The organism is Allostigmatella hybrida (genome assembly GCF_020103775.1).
GTDB classification, from domain to species: Bacteria; Myxococcota; Myxococcia; order Myxococcales; family Myxococcaceae; genus Hyalangium; species Hyalangium aurantiaca.
Map to the genome: position 1 here is coordinate 521,527 of NZ_JAHXBH010000001.1, position 14,710 is coordinate 536,236.

The following is a 14,710-nucleotide window of genomic DNA, read 5'->3' on the forward strand; positions in this document are numbered from 1 at the left end:
GCTTCCGTCAAAATGCTTCTCCAATGGACAGCTGAATCGTGCAGAGCCCGTCGGGGGCGCCCGCGTACTCACGTTTCTTACCGCCCAGGCCGAAACATGTTCCGGAGCTGGGCAGGGTGTATGTGGAGCCGGAAGGCTCGATGGGCAAGGGGGGGCCGATATTCAACCGCCGCGCAATGTCCACCCGGATGGGGCCCACCAGCGTCAGGTAGCGCAACCCCAGGCCCAGCGCGTGGTACAGCCGGTTGTTGAGGGGCGAATTGCGCCCGAAGGACAGGGAGCCCGTGCTCACCGAGCCCGTGTCCCAGAAGGTGGCCACCACCAGGCTCTCCGTCATCCGGTAGCGGAGTTCCAGGGAAGTCTCGAACAGGCTGTTGCCGCCCACGGGCACCGTGGTTGTCTCCGGATCATCCGGGTTCAGGGGCGTGAGCGGCGAGAGGCGCCGGCTGTTGAAGCCGCGCATGGACGAGCCGCCGCCCGAGAAGAAGCGGTTGACGATGGAGCTCTGCCGCAGGCCGGTCTCCTCGTTCCTGTAGGGAACGAGCGTTCCCAGGCGCAGCTTGCCCGCCACGGTGAGCCGCTGCTGCTCGCCGAAGGAGCGGTAGTAGCGCACGTCGGGCAGCAGGCGGATGTACGTGAAGTCGCCCTGGAGGGGCCCACCGCCCGCCTGGACAGACAGGGCCGCGTAGTAGCCGTTGCGCGGCTCGGTCCGGTCATCCCGCCGGTCCCACTCGATGGTGGTCTCCAGGTAGCTCAGGGAGATGTCGCACGAGGTGCCTCCCGAGCTCCCCGAGTCCCGCTCGCGGCAGCCCAGGGTGATGGGGGGCACCGTCTCGTTGCCCTCCACGCGCCCCTGGAGCCGGAAGCGCTCGATGTTGTAGGCGGGGAAGATGGAGAGGTTCGGGTGTGGCTGCCAGATGACGCCCGTGCGCAGCCGTCCGCCGTAGAACGAGTAGGCCTGCTCCAGGCCCTTCTCGCCGGTGACCGAGGCCTGCAAGCGCAGATCCCGGAAGAGGAAGCGCGGCTGCTCGAACTCGGTGGTGAGCTCGCCCACCACGCCGCTCTTCACGTCGTCGCCCGCATAGAAGGAGGGCAGGAAGGCGTAGCCCACGCGGCCCCGGACGGTGAGCCGCCGCAGCCCGCCGAAGGTGTTGCGGTTGGTCCACTCGGCCAGGGCCCGCGCCTCCTGGCGCGTGGCGTCGATGCCCAGACCGCCGCCCAGCCGCACCGAGCGCATGGGGGCCTCGCGCACGTCCACCACCACGGGCACGGTGACGGCCTCCTGGTCGGGCCCGCCCCGGTTGACCTTCACCGCGCCGAACACGCCCATGGCGAACACGCGGGCCTGGGCCTCGGCGAGCGCCGACTCGCTGAACCACGCGCCCTTGCGGATGGCGCCTTGCGCCTGCTCGATGATGCGCTTGGGGCTCACCTGGGGGTTGGGGTCCGTGGAGATGAACACGTTGCCGAACCGGTAGCGCGGCCCCAGGGCCACCCGCAGGGCCACCGTGGCCAGCTGCGTGGCGAGGTCCACCTGGGCCTCGCCCGTCACCTCCGCCCCGGCGTAGCCCACCTCCCGGAGCCGCCCCTGGATGAGCTCCTTCACCCCGCTCCAGTTCTCCTCCTGGAAGATGTCGCCCTTCTTCAGGGGCAGCGCCTCCGTGGCGAGCTTGCGGTGCTCCTCGCTCAGGGGCTCCAGGCCGGTGATGTTGATGGCCTCGATGCGCGTGGGCTCGCCCTCGCGCACCGTGACCTGGACCTTCACCGCGTCCTTGCCCTCGGGCTTCACCTCGTTCTCGGTCTCCGAGGTGATGCGGGCCTGGTAGTACCCCTGCGATTGGTAGTAGCGCTCGATGCGCCGCCGGTCCGCCTCCCACGCGATGGGATCGAAGTAGGAGGGGCCCTTGTCGAAGGGCCACAGCGGCTCCCACCACGGTGTGTCCGTGGTGAGGATCTTCGACTTGATGCTGCCCTCGCTGACCTGCTTCGTGCCCTTGATTTCAAGGTCATCGACCTTGAGGGCGTCGGGCCGGGGCTTCTTTCCGGCACAGGCGCTGGCCAGCAACAGGGAAACGGCGAGCAGCAGAAAACGGAAATGGGGACGGGCTTCCACGGTTCCCGGTCATATCCATTCGAAGTGCGATTGCCTCGCCCGGGATGCGACAAGCCTCCGCCTTTGTCGCGTTTCCTTCGGAGAAGGGCGGATGGCGGACACTCGGGACGGGGAAGCGTGCAAGCCAACGCGCCCTGAGCCAGAGTGAGGCTGTCATGACATGGCGAATGCGCGGCGTGCTCGGCGTGGCCCTGGCGGGAGTGATGCTCTCCTGCGGGCCGAGTGAAGACGAGGCGATGAAGCTCAAGGAGGGCAGCAACCTGGACGACATCGTCGAATGTCCGTACCTGTACTGCGGGTACGACAACCGGGGGGAGTACCTGCTCTGCGCGGAGCTCCTCTTCGAGTACGGCCGGTCTCCGCCGCTGTGTGTGGACTCGCGCATCTGCGAGCGGCTGGACTGCCTGAAGCCGGGGCGGCGCTGCGTCGCCTTCGACGGCATCCCGTATCAGATCCGCTGCATCAAGGACGACGACTAGCCACGGAGGGCGGGGCCCGGACAGGCCCCGCCCCGGGCGGAGTGCTTCAGCGGCGCGCGGAGGCGGTGAGCCAGGCCAGGCGCTCGGCCGAGGCGCGCGACTGCGGGTCCTCCAGCAGCTCCTCCACGTTCTGGGAGATGCGGTAGGCCCAGTTGCTGTCGCTCATGGTTCCCGGCAGGTTGATGCGGTCGCGCGTGCCCAGGATGTCCTGCCAGGGCAGCACGCACAGGTTGCTGCTGGAGTTGAGCGCGGCGGCCAGCATGGCCCGGTGAATCTCCGCGTTGAACTTGGGGGAGACTTCCACGCCCTGGAACTCCGGCCAGGTGCGCGCCACCGCGGCCCGCTCGTCGTCCCGGGCGGCCTCCCACCAGTCGGCCATGGGCTCCGTGTCGTGGGTGCCCGTGGTGACCAGCGACACGGCCGGGTACTGGTGCGGGTGGCGGTACGTCATGTCATCCCGCTCCCAGCGCATCACCCGGTAGCCGGGCAGGCCCAGCTGGGCGAGGATGTGGCGCACGAAGGGCGGAATGACGCCCAGGTCCTCGGCGACGATGCCGGCATCCTGGGACAGCAGGCGGAAGAGCTTCTCGCCCAGCCGCTTGTGGGTCTCCTCGTCCGGAGGGATGAAGCGCCCGGTGGGCGTCTGCTCGTCGCGGATCCACTGGCGGAAGTAGCCCACCGCGTGGTCCACCCGGCGCAAGTCGTAGTAGCTGGCGGCCTTGATGGCGCGCGACTTGAGCCAGCGGTAGTCGTCCTTCTCCATCGCGGCGAAGTCGAAGTAGGGCAGGCCCCAGTCCTGGCCGGTGGCGGAGAAGTCATCGGGCGGCACGCCCAGGCGCGCATCACGGCGCAGGATGTCCGGGTGGGCCCACACATCCGAGCTGTCCTGGCCGATGATGAAGGGCTCATCGCCGCACAGCAGGATGCCGCGCGCCTTGGCGTCCTCGCGCACCGAGTTCCACTGCTGCTCGGCCACCCACTGCAGCCAGGCGTGGTAGCGCACGCGGCGCTCCAGCCGGGTGCCCTCGGCCCGGATGGCCTCGGGCTGGCGCGTGCGCAAGGGCTCGGGCCACTCCCACCACGCCCGGCGCTGCTGGTCCTCGGAGATGGCGGTGAACAGCGCGTAGCTCTCCACCCACTCGCCCTGCGCCTCGCGCCAGGCCTGGAACTGCTGGGCGCGGGGGCTCTTGGAGGCCCACTCCTTCTGCTCGAAGTGCTCGAAGGCCTTCGCGAACGCGGCGTCCTTGAGCGGGAACACCAGATCGTAGCGCACGCGCGGGGCGGCGCGCGCCTCGGCGAGCTGGCGCTTCTGCTCGTCCGTCAGCGAGTCCTCTCCGCCGGTGGCCTGGAACTCCGGCAGGGACTTCAGGTCGATGAAGAGCGGGTTGAGGCCGAAGGCCGAGCGCGTGGCGTAGGGGCTGGGGTCACCGGGCGCGGTGGGCAGCAGCGGCAGCACCATCAGGATTTTCTGACGGGCCTCGTTCATCCACTTGAACAGGCCGGGCATCGCGCCGAAGTCGCCGATGCCGAAGTCAGTACGCGAGCGGAAGGAAAAAACGGGCAGCAAAAGGCCGGAGAGCCGACCGGTAGGGAGCATGTGCGCAATCTGCCCCAGCAACCCGCCGGTGTGAACTGCTTGGAGTGACAGTCCTCGCGTTTATCCGCTGGGAAACCACAGGCCGGGCGGGGCGAATGGGACCCAAGTCCAATGGCCGTCACTGAGCGCGTGAGGCCGTTCTTCCCCTGGGTCTGCATTGTTGGTGGGTCAACACTCCAGGGCCGTGCCGAGCCCGGTGAGGAGGCAGCGCAACCCGAAGGCGAAGCGGGCCTCGAGGTCCGGGTCCAGCGTGGCCTCCAGCGTGGCCAGGACGTGGGGAAAGCGCGGGCCGAAGGCGGCGAACTCCTCGCGGCGCTGGGGCAGCCCCACCCCGTCCGGGTTCCACCGCGGGTCCAGCGCCTGCTCCTCCATGGCGAAGCCGAGCACGTAATAGAGGATGGAGAAGCACCCCCAGGACGCGCTCTTGGAGGAAGCCCCCGCGCCCCGCAGGGCCCCCATCAGGACTTCGCTCACGCGCAGCACGTTCTCCGTGACGGCGTAGATGCCCGCGAAGACCTGCGCGCCATCCCGGCGTGACGTCAGCGCCCGCCGCAGCTCGGCGGCCACCGTGGTGGCCACCTCCTCCCAGCGCGCCTGCGGCGCCACGGTGCGCGCCACCGGCGCGATGAGCGCATCCGCCATGCCCTCCAGCAGCGCCTGTTTGCTGGCGAAGTGCCAGTAGAGCGACGGGGCCTGGATGTTCAGCCGCTGCGCCAGCTTGCGCATGGTGACCCCTTCGAGGCCCGCCTCGTCCAGCAGCTCGAGTGCGGCCTGCACCACCTGGTCTCTCTGGATGCGCATGTCCGGCTCCTGGCTCCGGATTGACAGCCTAACGCTGTTAGTTGAAACTAACGCTGTTAGATTGACGGAGGAAACGATGCGGAAAGCGCGAGTGGATGTGGCCATCGTGGGGGGCGGTCCGGTGGGGTTGATGCTGGCGTGCGAGCTGGCGATCGCGGGGGTGGCGGTCTCCGTGTTCGAGCGCCGGACGGAGCGCGTGGCCCAGTCCCGGGCCCTGTCGCTGCACCCGCGCAGCCTGGAGGTGCTGGCGCTGCGGGGGCTCGCGGACCGGTTCCTGGCGCGGGGGCAGCCCCTGCCCATGGGGCACTACGCCGCGCTGGAGACCCGGCTGGACTTCTCGGTGCTCGACACGGCGTTTCCCTTCTCCCTGTTCATCCCCCAGGCCGTCACGGAGGCCCTCCTGGAGGAGCGGGCCCTGGAGCTGGGCGTGGCCCTGCACCGGGGGCACCCCGTCACGGGACTTCAGCAGCTTCCGGACGAGGTGCGGCTCGAGGGCACGGGCGGCGGCGGGACGTTCCGCACGGAGGCCCGCTATGTGGTGGGCGCGGATGGGGCCCGCAGTGCCGTGCGGACGTTGGCGGGCATCGGGTTTCCGGGAACGGAGGCGACGATGAGCCTCCTGCTGGGGGACTTCGTGCTCACGGAGCCGCTGCCGCGGCCGGCGCTCACCGTCTCGAATCCCCGGGGCCTGCTGATGGTGGCGCCCCTGGGCGATGGCCTCCACCACCGCCTTGTGGTGATGGACGCGGACCGGATGCAGGTGCCCCTGTCCGAGCCCGTCACGGTGGAGGAACTGGAGCGCTCGGTGCGGCACATCGCGGGCACAAGCTTCGGGCTGAAGTCCCCGCTCTGGCTGTCCCGCTTCGGCAACGAGACCCGGCAGGCGGTGGCCTACCGGACAGGCCGCGTGTTCCTGGCGGGAGACGCCGCCCATATCCACCTGCCCGCCGGCGGGCAGGGCCTCAACGTGGGCCTCCAGGATGCGATGAACCTCGGCTGGAAGCTGGTGGGGGTGCTGCGGGGCCTGGCCCCCGAGCCGCTCCTCGACACCTACCAGCACGAGCGCCACCCGGTGGGGGCGGCCCTCCTCCAGAACACGCTGAGCCAGACGGCCCTGCTGGACGCGGCCCACCCCGAGGGCCAGGCCCTCCGGGCGGCGATGTCGCGGCTCCTGACGCTGCCCGCCGCCAACCGCCTGCTCGCCGAGCAGATCTCCGCCTTCGATGTGGCCTATCCCGACCCCGTGCTGCCCGCCCCGCCCGGGATGGAGGCCCCGGCGGGCTGGGGGGGCACGCGGCTGCCCGATGTGCCCCTGCGCTGCGAGGATGGCGCCACCCGGCCGCTCTACTCGCTCATGCACGAAGGAAAGTGGCTCCTGCTCCAGCGCCCCGCGTCCCAGGGGCGGGCGGCCCCGGAGGTTCCCTGGGCGCGCTGGACGTCCACCGTCACCGCCGAGCCGGCAGGGGGGCCGGAAGTGCTGCGGCAGTGGTCCTCCGTGCTGCTCCGCCCGGATGGACGGGTGGGCTACGCGGCGCGCGCCTGAGCCGGGATGGGGGCGCGGGGGCCCGGGGTTGTCTTGTCCCCATGCGTCTGCCCGTCTCCTTTTATGAGCGTCCCGCCCTCACCGTCGCCCGCGAGCTGCTGGGCACCCACCTGGTGCTGGAGGAGGGGGGCGTGCGGCGCGTGGGCCGCATCGTCGAGACGGAGGCCTACATCGGCGAGTTCGACCTGGCGTGCCACGCCGCCAAGGGGCGCACCGCGCGCACCGAGGTCCTCTTCGGGCCGCCGGGGCGCGCCTACGTCTACTTCATCTATGGCATGCACCACTGCTTCAACGTGGTGACGGAGACCGACGGGCTGGCCGGGGCGGTGCTGGTGCGCGGGGTGGAGCCGGTGGAGGGGCTGCCCCCGGGGCGCCGCACGGATGGGCCGGGCCGGCTCTGCAGCGCCTTTGGCATCACCCTGGCCCACAACCGCGCGGACCTCCAGGCGCCGGGGCTCACCCTCACCCCGGGGGTGCCCGTCCCGGACGAACGGGTTGCCCAGGGGCCCCGGGTGGGGGTGGACTATGCGGGGGTGTGGGCCCAGGCGCCCTTCCGGCTGTGGATCCGTGACAGTGTCCATGTGAGCAAGGGGCCCGCCCAGCGGGGGCGTTGCCGTCCTTGACGGCAGACCCCATGACTGGGAGGTTGAGCCCTGACATGCCCGACGAGGTCGCCCCACCCCCAGAAGACCGCCAGTTGCTGTCGCGCGCGCAGGCCGGAGAGATGGCCGCGTTCGAGGCGCTGGTGGAGTCCCATCGGGACAAGGTCTTCGGGCTGGCGCTCAGAATGACGCGTTCCGAGGCGGATGCCGCGGAAATCTCCCAGGACACCTTCCTGTCCGCCTACCAACACCTCAAGGACTTCCGCGGCGACGCGGCGTTCAGCTCCTGGGTCTACCGCATCGCGGCGAACCACGCCCTCATGCGGCTGCGCCACCGCCGGGTGGTGCAGGCGGCCGAGGAGGAGCTCAAGGGCCCGGAGTTCACCGAGCGGGGCTCCCTGGCCGCCTACCCCGAGCAGGACTGGAGCCGGGACGCCGAGGAGAAGGCCCTGGACGCGGAGACCGGGCTGGCCATCCAGCAGGCGACCGACCGGCTGCCCGAGGGCTACCGCGAAGTCTTTCTCTTGAAAGACGTCGAGGGGCTCAGTTACGAACAGATTGCGGAGGTGACGGGGGATTCGGTCCCCGCCATCAAGAGCCGGTTGCATCGTGCCCGGCTCGCGCTGCGGGAGGCGATTGACCAGTTCTATAACCGGGACAATCGTGCAGTGTGAAACCCTCCGGCGTCCCCAGCATCTTCGAAGGGAGCACGGATTCGAGGAAGGCTGCGGTCGAGGCTCTGGATGTATACCTGTAAAGATTCCATCAACCTCCTGATGAACTTCCTCGACGGCGAGCTGTCGCAGGAGGAGACCCAGCACTTACGTGAGCACCTGCAAGGGTGTTCCCCGTGCGTGGACTTCCTGCGCACCTACCGGGCCACACCGGGGCTGTGCAAGCGGGCGCTGGCCGCGCGCATGCCCCAGGAAGTCTCCGAGAAGCTGACGGAGTACCTCCGCGCCAAGATCAAGTCCGCCTCGTGAACCTGAAGCAACTGTCACTGCCGGAGCTCGGCGAGGCCCTGGCCCCCCTGTCGCCCACCCCCACGGCGGTGCGCAAGGTGTTCGCGGCCGTCTTCGCCCATGGGGCCCAGACGGTGGAGGACGTGTGCTCGGCCCCGCAGGTGCCCCGCCGGGTGGCTGACCACCTGCGGGCCCACGCGCAGATGCCCCGGCTGGAAGTGGTGGAGCGGCGCCAGGCCGAGGACGGCTTCGTGAAGTACCTCTTCGGCTCGCCCCTGGGTGGGCGCGTGGAGGCGGTGCGCATCCCCATCTTCGATGAGAAGTACATCGTCTGCGTGTCCAGCCAGGTGGGCTGCGCGCTGGCGTGCGACTTCTGCATGACGGGCAAGCTCGGCTTCCAGCGCAACCTGAAGACGTGGGAGATCCTCGATCAGGTGCTCCAGGTGCGCGAGGAGGCGGACCGCCCCGTGCGCGGCGTGGTGTTCATGGGCATGGGCGAGCCGCTCCTGAACTACACGGAGACCATTCGCGCGGCGCAGATCCTCTCCAACCCCGCGGGCTTCGCCATCTCCGGCACGTCCATCACCTTCTCCACGGCGGGCATGGTGCCGGCCATCCGCCGGTACACGAGCGAGGGGCACCCGTACCGGCTGGCCTTCTCGGTGACGAGCGCCATCCCGGAGAAGCGGCTGAAGGTGCTGCCCATCGAGAAGGGGCACCCGCTGCCGGAGCTGGTGGAGGCCATCCGCGAGTACACGCAGGTGCGCCGCGAGCGGGCCATGATTGCCTACGTGGCCATCTCCGGCTTCAACCTGGGGATGGAGGATGCCCAGGCGCTGAAGGACACCTTCGAGGGCATCCCCATCAAGGTGGACCTCATCGACGTGACGGACCCCACGGGCAAGTACCTGCCCCCGGGCCCCGAGGAGCTGAAGGCCTTCCGGGACCACCTGCAGATCCTCAAGGCGCCCATCGCACGGCGCTACTCCGGCGGCAAGGACATCGGCGCGGCCTGCGGCACGCTGGAGGCCAGCCAGTACGGCGGCACCGTGCTGCCCCCGCCCCCCGTGGCCCCCGAGCGCGTGCGCGAGGGCTGAAGGGCCCGCGCTACACCCACCGCAGGGGCGGCTTGAGCTGGACGCGGAACAGGATGCCGCGCCCGGGCTCGAACTGCGTGGAGACCTCGGCGTCGTTGCGGCGCAGCATCTGGTACGTCAGCGCCAGCGAGATGTTGAGGCGCATCGTCCGGCCCCCGCTGTCCAGCTCCACGCGCGGATCGAAGATGCGGCGCTGCTCCTCCTCGGTGAGCACCAGGTCTCTGTTGAGGATGGACAGCCAGGGCTTGCCCTCCGAGGTTCCTGTCTGGATGACGAGCGTGCGCGCCTCGGAGGCGGGCCCGCCCGTGGGCGCGCGCAGGAACGTCAGCATGTGCATCAGCGCGAAGCGCAGGTCCTCCCGGGTGATGAGCGCCAGGCACAGCCGCGGGTGGAACTGAATCTCCAGGGCCCCGGTGCTGCCCCCCTCGGACAGCGTGTCGAGGCACTCGCGGATGACGGCGTTGACGTCCACCGGCTCGGGGTCCGCGGCCGTCTGCGGCTCGGCGAGCCGCGCGAAGCCGGAGACGAGCTCGGCGATGCGCTTGACGCCATCGAGCGTGTCGGTGATGACCTCGTCGATCTCCCGCACCAGGCTCTCGGTCTGCTCCTCGCTGCCCGCGGGCGCGCGCAGAATCTGCGCGTGCACCCGGGACTCCGGCAGGTCCAGGCCGTGGAGGTACTGCGCCGCCTCCTTCGCGGTCAGCCACATCTCGCGCACCATCGCGGCGTAGCCGTTCATGGCGCTGAGGTTCGCCAGGACGAAGGACAGGGGGTTGTTGACTTCGTGGGCCACGGCGCCCGCGAGCTGCCCGGCGAGCCCCACCTTCTCCGCGTGGACGAGCTGCTCGCGCGTCCGGACGAGCTCGGACACCTTCTGGGCCAGCGCGTCGTAGAGCCGAGCGTTGTCCAGGGAGATGGCCAGCTGGCTGGCGAACACCGTGCCCTTCTGGAGCTCCGAGGAGGCGAACTCCAGCGAGTTGCCCCGGCGCAGCGCCACCAGGGCGCCCAGCACCTGGTCCCTCGCCACCAGCGGGTAGGCCAGCGCGGAGGAATAGATGTGGGCCTCGGCCGGTGAGGCGTGGGGCTGGATGTCGAGCGCCGACAGCCGCAGGGGGCCCCCCACCCGGGCCACGCGCTCGGCCAGCGCCAGGAGCAGGGGCTCCGAGGGGAGCACGTCGTGGACCAGCCGGTGGATGCTGAAGTCCCGGTCCTCGCTGCGCCAGAGCAAGAGCCCGATGTCGTCCGCGCGGAGCACGCGCTGGGCCAGCGTCACCACGAGCTGGACCAGGTCCGCGTGCTTGAGCGTCGTCATCAGCGCGCGGCTCGCCTCGTAGAGCGCCACCACGCTCTGCAGGTGGCTCTTCTGCCGGGCGCGCTCCAGCAGCAGCTTCAGCTCGGCCACGTCGTAGGGCTTCTGGATGTAGTCGTAGGCGCCGTGCTTCATGCAGGCCACGGCCGTCTCCACGCTCGCGTAGCCCGTGGCGACAATCACCTCGATGTCCGGGTCCAGCGCGCGCAGCGCCTCCACGGTCTCCACCCCGTCCATGCCGGGCATCTTGAGGTCGGTGATGGCCAGGTCGAACTTGCGGCGCCGGAGCGTCTCCACGGCGGCGATGCCGTTCTCGGCCGTCTCGACATCGAAGCCCTCCTGGGACAGCTCGTAGGAGAGCATGTCCCGGATGCCGGGTTCATCGTCGATGACGAGGACCGAAGCGCGCGTTCTCATGCGGCGTGTCCCTCCTCGGACAGGGCCCGGTCGATGGCACCGAGCAGCTCATCGAGTTCCACGGGCTTGTACAAACAGGCGGAGGCGCCGTATTCGGACACCCGCTGCTCGAAGGCGTGGCTGGCATCCGAGCTGCTGCTCACCACCAGCACCCGCTGCGTGGGCCGCAGCGCGCGAATCTTCACGAGCACCTCGGGGCCGCTCATCCGGGGCATGTGCACATCCAGGATGACGAGATCGAAGGGCCGCGCCTGGACCGCTTCAAACGCTTCCCACCCATCGATGGCCGTGACGACCTCCACGCCGAGGGGCTCCAGGGTGAATCGAAAGAGGTCACGGATGCCTTCTTCATCATCGGCGATCAGAATGCACGTGCCGCGCAGGCTCTTCATTCGCTTGCGGTGCCTCCCGTATGGGCGGGAAGCCGGACCCGCATGGTGGTTCCAACACCGGTTTGGCTCTCTACCTCGATTTGCCCCCGGTGCTGCTGAACGATTTCATAGACGAGGCTCAGGCCCAAGCCCGTCCCTTCTCCCACCGGCTTGGTGGTGAAGAAGGGGTCGAAGATGCGGGAGCGCACCTCCTCGGGAATTCCGCTGCCGGTGTCACGGACTTCCAGGCAGACACTGTCGGGAGCCTGGAGGAAGGTGCGCACCGTGAGGGTGCCGCCCTTCTTCATCACGTCGAGCGCGTTGGTGCCCAGGTTCACCAGCACCTGCTGGAGCTGGGTCTTGTTGCCCTGGAGAATGGGCAGCCCCCCGGCGAAGTCCGGGATGATTTTCACCTCCTGGGTGCGCGCCCGCGCCTCGACGAGCACGAGCGTGGAGCGCACCAGGGCGTTGAGGTCCACGGACTCCACGGTCTTCTTGCCGACGCGCGAGAACGTCAGCAGCTCCTGCACCAGGTTCTTGCACCGCAGCGCCTCGCGGACGATGGAGCGCACGGGCAGGCTCAGCGCGTCCTTCTCGGGCACCCGGCGCTCCATGCCCTGGGCGAAGCCGAGGATGACCGCCAGCGGGTTGTTGATTTCGTGCGCCACGCCGCCGGCGAGCTGCCCCACGGCGGCCATCTTCCCGGTCTGCACGAGCTGCTCCTGGGCCTCGGCGAGCTGGCGCAGGCGCAGCGCCAGCTCCGCGTTGGCCTGCTGCAGGGCCTGGGTGCGCTCCTCCACGCGCGCCTCCAGCTGGGACTGGTGCTCGTGCTCCTTCTCCAGCAGCCGCTGGAAGGCGCGGGCCAGCGTCCCGGACTCATCCGGCCGGTTGGAGGGAAGCTGGGACACGGCGATGCGGTCCCCCCGGGCAATCGCGTCCGCGATGGCCGTCATGGCGCGGATGGGCTGGACGATGCCGGTGGCGACGAGCACGCCCAGCAGAATCATGATGGGCAGCAGCACCCCCGAGGTGAGCAGCGCCGCCTGGATGATGGCGTCGCGCTGGTTCTCCTGCTCGGCGCGCGAGAAGGCGACGATGAGCGAGCTGTGGAGCGTGTCCCCCACGGGCACCGCCGCCTGCAGGTGGTGGGCGTCCACCTGGCTGGTGGCGAGCAGCACGGGCAGCAGGAAGGGGGAGGCCTTGGGCACCTGGCCCCACTGGGCCAGCAGGGTGCCGTCCGGGGCGTAGATGGCCGCGTAGATGGCGTCCGGGCTCTTGGACAGGGCGCTCAGGCGCTCGGTGGCGGCTTCCGTGTGCTCGAACTCGATGGCGGGCAGGACGAGCGTCGCCATCACCGTGGCCAGACTCTTGGCGCGCTCGTGGAGCGGCCCCTCCGTGCTGGCCGTGAGGGTGGCGGTCAGCGAGACCGACAGGCTCAGCACGGTGATGACGATGACGGCGGACAAGAGCCCGACGAGCTTGACGGTGAGCGGCCAGGGGCGGACCAGGGCGGCGGCGCGGGCCTTCATCGGATGAGCTCGCTGAGGGCCAGCAGCTCCGGCTCCAGGTCCGCGCCCTCGGCCGTGGCGGTCCGGAGGTTCACCACGAGCGCCGGCCGCGTGCCCCGCCGCAGCAGCCCGATGCTGGCGCTCTCCCGGAGGTCCGCTTCCCGGCCGGAGAAGGAGAGGACCTTGTAGCGCCGGGCGGTCTCGGAGATGGACTCGACGACGTCGCTCAGCCCGGGGCACAGGTAGATCGCCGCGGCGCGGTTCTGGCCGATGACGGCCTCGAACTCCTCGGGGCTGGAGTAGCCGATGCTGAGCACGCGCACCGGCACGTTGCGCGGGCGCACCGTGCGCGTCAGGTCCTTCAAGGCCATGGCCACATCGAGGGCATAGGTCTCGGACTTCAGGTTCCGCTCGCGGTACACCACGGCGATGGTGAGGGTGTCGTCCGTCACGCGCTGCGGGAAGTTGCGGTCGTAGGGCAGCACGCGCAGCAGGAGCGCGGCCTGCTTGCTGGGCGACAGGTCGTCGGCCGCGAAGGCGCTGAGGCTGTGGCCCAGCAGGACGAGCAGGAACGTGAGCGCGCGGAAGGGGGGCGGGGTCATCGGCGTCTCGGGGGCGCTAGAAGCCGACGGCCAACTGGAGGATGAAGACATGCTGCGCGGGCTGCGCTCCGTCCGGGACGGTGACGCGGTAGATGGCCTTGGTGAGCGCCGTGGGGATTTGATTCGGGAAGGGGAAGTAGAGCAGGCCGCCCCAGTAGGAGCGTCCGCTCACGGAGAAGCTCTGGCCATCGAAGGGCGGGGGCAGCTCGTCCACCTCGGCCTCGTCCACGGCGAGCACCGCCTCGGCCTGGGCGTGGAAGCGGTAGGCCCCAATGGCCGAGTAGCCCCACTTCTCGAGCGCCCCGCCGGTGATTTCCTGGTGGGCGAAGGCCGCCTCCAGCTCGAGCGAGAGCGGGCCGCGGATGAAGTTCGCATCGAGCCCGAAGATGTTCAGCCGCCGCCCCCCGTCCCGGGTGTAGGTGCCCGTGTAGCCCGAGGCCCCGAGCGTCAGCCCCTCGGCGAGCTGCGCGCTGAGCCGGGCCCCGAAGGACTTGCTGGTGTTGCGGATGTCCACGTACGAGGGCGTGAAGAAGGCGATGGAGCCGCCTTCATCGGCCGCGTCGTCGTTTGGGTTGAGCGGGTTGTTGACGTCGAACTGCTCCATGCCGTTGGTAGCGAAGAGCGCGTAGTTGAACGCCCGGCCGGGGGCCCACTCCCAGGTGCCCGTGAGCTGAACGCCCAGCTCCTGCCAGGGGCTGGGGATGACCTCCCGGAAGAGCGTGGGCCGCTCGGGCAGCTTCGAGATGAAGGCCGGCAAGGTGGTCGTGTTGTAGGTGCCGAAGGGAATCAGGAACAGGCCGGCCCGGAGGACGAGCAGCTCCTTGTGGAGGCGCAGGTCCAGCTGCGCGTACCGCAGGCGCAGGCCCGTGTTGAACTCGAAGGAGTTGAAGGTGGGCTCGAACTCCAGGAACACCTCGGGGACGATGAGGTCCAGGATGTCGGCGCCGAAGTAGAGGTTGGCATCCCGGAGCTCGAAGGTGTTGTGGTGGGGCACGTTGCCGTGGCGCCGCTCCCACTGCCAGAGGTCCGCGGTGATGACGCCGTGCACGTACGGGGTGATGCCGTAGCGGCGCAGGCGGTAGCCGAACGAGCCCACGGAGGCGGAAGTCACCTCCTCCTGGAGCAGCTCCTCCAGGCTGACCTTCTCCGGGGGCGCCTCGGGAGGCTCCGGCGGTTCAGGTGCCTCGGGCGGCTCCACGGCGGCGGGCGCCTCGGGGGGCTCGGGCGGCTCCTGGGCGGCGGCGGGCAGCGCCAGGAGCATCCAGAGGGTGAGCAACCCTTGCCCAAGGCGGGCCCAGCCGGCGGCGGG

The 14,710-nt window shown here is 69.9% G+C and carries 14 protein-coding genes; 6 read left to right on the plus strand and 8 right to left on the minus strand.

Features of this window, described 5'->3' with window-relative positions; translation table 11 throughout:
• Nucleotides 1-7 precede the first annotated feature (7 nt).
• Nucleotides 8-2,113, minus strand: coding sequence for a BamA/OMP85 family outer membrane protein (locus KY661_RS01995; RefSeq protein WP_225408565.1), 2,106 nt, complete (start codon nt 2,111-2,113; stop codon nt 8-10).
• Between the two features lie 155 nt (nt 2,114-2,268).
• On the opposite strand from KY661_RS01995, the gene KY661_RS02000 reads away from it, so the two are divergent.
• The gene (locus tag KY661_RS02000; RefSeq protein ID WP_225408566.1) at nt 2,269-2,592 is read left to right on the plus strand and encodes a hypothetical protein; all 324 of its coding nucleotides are present in this window, start codon (nt 2,269-2,271) and stop codon (nt 2,590-2,592) included.
• Between the two features lie 46 nt (nt 2,593-2,638).
• Here the strand turns inward: KY661_RS02000 and KY661_RS02005 are convergent, their stop codons facing one another.
• Nucleotides 2,639-4,189, minus strand: coding sequence for a 4-alpha-glucanotransferase (locus KY661_RS02005; RefSeq protein ID WP_225408567.1), 1,551 nt, complete (start codon nt 4,187-4,189; stop codon nt 2,639-2,641).
• Between the two features lie 168 nt (nt 4,190-4,357).
• The gene (locus tag KY661_RS02010) at nt 4,358-4,990 is read right to left on the minus strand and encodes a TetR/AcrR family transcriptional regulator C-terminal domain-containing protein (RefSeq protein WP_225408568.1); all 633 of its coding nucleotides are present in this window, start codon (nt 4,988-4,990) and stop codon (nt 4,358-4,360) included.
• Nucleotides 4,991-5,066: 76 nt separating this feature from the next.
• On the opposite strand from KY661_RS02010, the gene KY661_RS02015 reads away from it, so the two are divergent.
• The 5 genes from KY661_RS02015 (at nt 5,067) to KY661_RS02035 (ending at nt 9,194) form a co-directional block, all read left to right on the plus strand.
• Nucleotides 5,067-6,533: an FAD-dependent monooxygenase gene (locus tag KY661_RS02015; RefSeq protein ID WP_225408569.1), complete on the plus strand. Its 1,467-nt coding sequence runs from the start codon at nt 5,067-5,069 to the stop codon at nt 6,531-6,533.
• A 41-nt stretch (nt 6,534-6,574) separates the two neighbouring features.
• Nucleotides 6,575-7,156 (plus strand): DNA-3-methyladenine glycosylase, encoded by a 582-nt coding sequence (locus KY661_RS02020; protein ID WP_225408570.1) that lies wholly within the window; start codon nt 6,575-6,577, stop codon nt 7,154-7,156.
• Between the two features lie 35 nt (nt 7,157-7,191).
• The gene (locus KY661_RS02025; RefSeq protein WP_225408571.1) at nt 7,192-7,809 is read left to right on the plus strand and encodes an RNA polymerase sigma factor; all 618 of its coding nucleotides are present in this window, start codon (nt 7,192-7,194) and stop codon (nt 7,807-7,809) included.
• 69 nt (nt 7,810-7,878) lie between these two features.
• Nucleotides 7,879-8,118, plus strand: a complete 240-nt coding sequence (locus tag KY661_RS02030; protein WP_225408572.1) for an anti-sigma factor family protein — start codon at nt 7,879-7,881, stop codon at nt 8,116-8,118.
• Nucleotides 8,115-9,194, plus strand: coding sequence for a radical SAM protein (locus KY661_RS02035; RefSeq protein WP_225408573.1), 1,080 nt, complete (start codon nt 8,115-8,117; stop codon nt 9,192-9,194). The genes KY661_RS02030 and KY661_RS02035 overlap by 4 nt, the downstream gene beginning before the upstream one ends.
• Nucleotides 9,195-9,204: 10 nt before the next feature.
• Here KY661_RS02035 and KY661_RS02040 read toward each other — a convergent pair whose 3' ends face one another.
• Genes KY661_RS02040 through KY661_RS02060 form a run of 5 tightly spaced genes read right to left on the minus strand, consistent with a single transcriptional unit; the run spans nt 9,205 to nt 14,677 of the window.
• Nucleotides 9,205-10,920 (minus strand): response regulator, encoded by a 1,716-nt coding sequence (locus tag KY661_RS02040; RefSeq protein WP_225408574.1) that lies wholly within the window; start codon nt 10,918-10,920, stop codon nt 9,205-9,207.
• Nucleotides 10,917-11,312: a response regulator gene (locus tag KY661_RS02045; protein ID WP_225408575.1), complete on the minus strand. Its 396-nt coding sequence runs from the start codon at nt 11,310-11,312 to the stop codon at nt 10,917-10,919. The genes KY661_RS02040 and KY661_RS02045 overlap by 4 nt, the downstream gene beginning before the upstream one ends.
• Entirely contained in the window at nt 11,309-12,820 is a 1,512-nt protein-coding gene (locus KY661_RS02050; protein ID WP_225408576.1) for an ATP-binding protein, read from the minus strand. Before KY661_RS02050 ends, KY661_RS02045 begins: the two co-directional genes overlap by 4 nt.
• Complete coding sequence (locus KY661_RS02055; RefSeq protein WP_225408577.1) at nt 12,817-13,401, minus strand: YfiR family protein; 585 nt, start codon at nt 13,399-13,401, stop codon at nt 12,817-12,819. The genes KY661_RS02050 and KY661_RS02055 overlap by 4 nt, the downstream gene beginning before the upstream one ends.
• 16 nt (nt 13,402-13,417) lie before the next feature.
• Nucleotides 13,418-14,677, minus strand: a complete 1,260-nt coding sequence (locus KY661_RS02060) for a porin family protein (protein WP_225408578.1) — start codon at nt 14,675-14,677, stop codon at nt 13,418-13,420.
• Nucleotides 14,678-14,710 lie beyond the last annotated feature (33 nt).

Bases quoted from the DNA above. Each gene is read 5' to 3' on its own strand.
- KY661_RS02000 (WP_225408566.1), top strand. From the start codon at position 2,269: ATGACATGGCGAATGCGCGGCGTGCTCGGCGTGGCCCTGGCGGGAGTG.
- KY661_RS02005 (WP_225408567.1), bottom strand. From the start codon at position 4,189: ATGCTCCCTACCGGTCGGCTCTCCGGCCTTTTGCTGCCCGTTTTTTCC.
- KY661_RS02010 (WP_225408568.1), bottom strand. From the start codon at position 4,990: ATGCGCATCCAGAGAGACCAGGTGGTGCAGGCCGCACTCGAGCTGCTG.
- KY661_RS02015 (WP_225408569.1), top strand. From the start codon at position 5,067: ATGCGGAAAGCGCGAGTGGATGTGGCCATCGTGGGGGGCGGTCCGGTG.
- KY661_RS02020 (WP_225408570.1), top strand. From the start codon at position 6,575: ATGCGTCTGCCCGTCTCCTTTTATGAGCGTCCCGCCCTCACCGTCGCC.
- KY661_RS02025 (WP_225408571.1), top strand. From the start codon at position 7,192: ATGCCCGACGAGGTCGCCCCACCCCCAGAAGACCGCCAGTTGCTGTCG.
- KY661_RS02030 (WP_225408572.1), top strand. From the start codon at position 7,879: ATGTATACCTGTAAAGATTCCATCAACCTCCTGATGAACTTCCTCGAC.
- KY661_RS02040 (WP_225408574.1), bottom strand. From the start codon at position 10,920: ATGAGAACGCGCGCTTCGGTCCTCGTCATCGACGATGAACCCGGCATC.
- KY661_RS02045 (WP_225408575.1), bottom strand. From the start codon at position 11,312: ATGAAGAGCCTGCGCGGCACGTGCATTCTGATCGCCGATGATGAAGAA.
- KY661_RS02050 (WP_225408576.1), bottom strand. From the start codon at position 12,820: ATGAAGGCCCGCGCCGCCGCCCTGGTCCGCCCCTGGCCGCTCACCGTC.
- KY661_RS02055 (WP_225408577.1), bottom strand. From the start codon at position 13,401: ATGACCCCGCCCCCCTTCCGCGCGCTCACGTTCCTGCTCGTCCTGCTG.